Below are 1,858 nucleotides of genomic sequence, written 5' to 3' on the forward strand. Positions count from 1 at the left end.
AACCATATTAATTACGTCGCCCAACCCGTCAAATCTCTTTTGTATTATTTGATCCACTTTTTTTAACAATTTTTAGTCTCGCGTGGGCTCTTTTTAAATCTTCCTTCTCTCGAATAGAAACCGATTTCGGAAATTTTCAGGTCCTGTTAATAAGGTAAGGATAAGTTGGAAATTTCTTTTTGAAGAATGCACAAGATACATCTTATGTACGAAATTCTGTCGCATTATTTTGGTTTAATCCGAATTCGCAATGAGATACACTGTCCGAATCCGATCCAATTCCTAAAGAAATATTGCAAGAGAGGAAGAACTTGGGACCCGCAGACGAATACATAGATCAATACCTTAAAGAGAATATTATAGAATCTGAAACTATTCAAAGAATGCGACACGTGATTCGTGAGTTCAGCTCTAGAACTCCGAAGGTGATCGTCACCAAATGCATTGATGGAAGAGTTCATGGAAGTAAGTTAAAAGGATATCCAGTCACAACGATCCGGTTCGGAAGAACGGATGGGAATATAGTCTCTACTAGCCAGAATAATTTTTGGTTTTGGAATCGGATCGATAAGGCTGTGAATGATGCCAGATGCAACACTCCGAATATGCCCGCTCTATTTATTGCATACATGCATAGATCCGATATTCCTGGATTGGGATGTGCTGCTCATGGAGGAGATGAGGTTGCTGCCGCAAAAGCAGTAAAGGATCAAGTCGCTGCCGTAAGAAAGGTGTTTTCTCGAGATCAGCTTTATGTGATCGAAGGGATTACGAATACGGATAGTATGGCTGAGACTCTGATCTTTGAAGATGGAACTGTTTTGGACACTCTTCAGATCGGAAATGATTTCGGGTTCACTGATCCTTCTCAGATCTTTCATTCTGTTTTTTTAAAGTATCCTATCAAGGATCCTGCTATTTCTAAAAATATAGGTTTTCGGACTCCGGAGCAATTGTTCACCGGAAAGACCTTTGATTTTTATGATGAATTCCAAACGTCTCTTTCGATGAAGTCCTTTTTGATCAGAGAAATTTCCGGTATTGTAAGCGCTGGAGAGTTCGAGACCCAAAAATTGATCCAGCCGGATCTTTTGAATACATTGTATCAAAAACTCTTGTCGGTTAAAGATCTTCCCAAGACCTTATTGCCTAGTTTACTCTATCAGATCATTTGGAATATCGCCTATTCTATTTATCAAAAGAGAAAGCTTTCCTTAATGAATCCTGATGATCGTTGGAAGCTATTAGACCATGCAGAAGAGATTATCTGCTATGGAGATGGATTTGAACTTCTGCAGAGAAATAAAGCTGTCTTAGTAAAGACAGGAAGAGGTGATGATACGGACGCACTTCTCGTGGCAAAGAAAGTGTTGAGCAAGAATCGCCAGCATGAAGCGAAGCCCTACCCTATTATTATTCATTTGAATGTGGAGAATTCCTGCGAGTTGCGTTCCTGGGCGGATTTCAACGAGAACATTTCTTCTCGCATGAATACCATGCTTCGAAATTTGGATACGGTTTTTGAAAAGGAAGAAGTCGTAATCCTCACTACCTTCTCTTATTTGGATCAAAAGAGATTTTATCCGATCAAAACGAAAGAAGATGATCCAAGGATCTCTTATCCGGTGAATATTGTGGCTGATATTAATGGAGATGATAAGTTTTCAACGATCGGATTGAAAACGATGGAAGCCTTCTACGCGGCGCAAAGGATCACATCCGCATATGAGGCTAAGTATTTCGGTTAGAAGATTAGTTGGCTTTCTTGTTCGCGATGAACTTAGAGAGCTCTTCTCTGAAGGAATATTTCTTTTTTCCCATGAGATAACGGAATGCGCTCACGATCACGTCCGGACGA

General features: G+C 39.9%; 1 protein-coding gene and 1 pseudogene. One reads left to right on the plus strand and one right to left on the minus strand.

All coding sequences use genetic code 11. From position 1 onward, the window contains the following. Positions 1–311: 311 nt before the first annotated feature. Positions 312–1,748, plus strand: coding sequence for a hypothetical protein (locus tag EHO59_RS11000; RefSeq protein ID WP_135587941.1), 1,437 nt, complete (start codon positions 312–314; stop codon positions 1,746–1,748). A gap of 4 nt (positions 1,749–1,752) precedes the next feature. On the opposite strand, the pseudogene EHO59_RS11005 reads toward EHO59_RS11000, so the two are convergent. Beyond that, a pseudogene (locus EHO59_RS11005) lies at positions 1,753–1,858 on the minus strand (NADH-quinone oxidoreductase subunit B family protein); the annotation flags it as partial.

The sequence above is a fragment of the Leptospira semungkisensis genome (assembly GCF_004770055.1).
Lineage (GTDB): Bacteria > Spirochaetota > Leptospiria > Leptospirales > Leptospiraceae > Leptospira_B > Leptospira_B semungkisensis.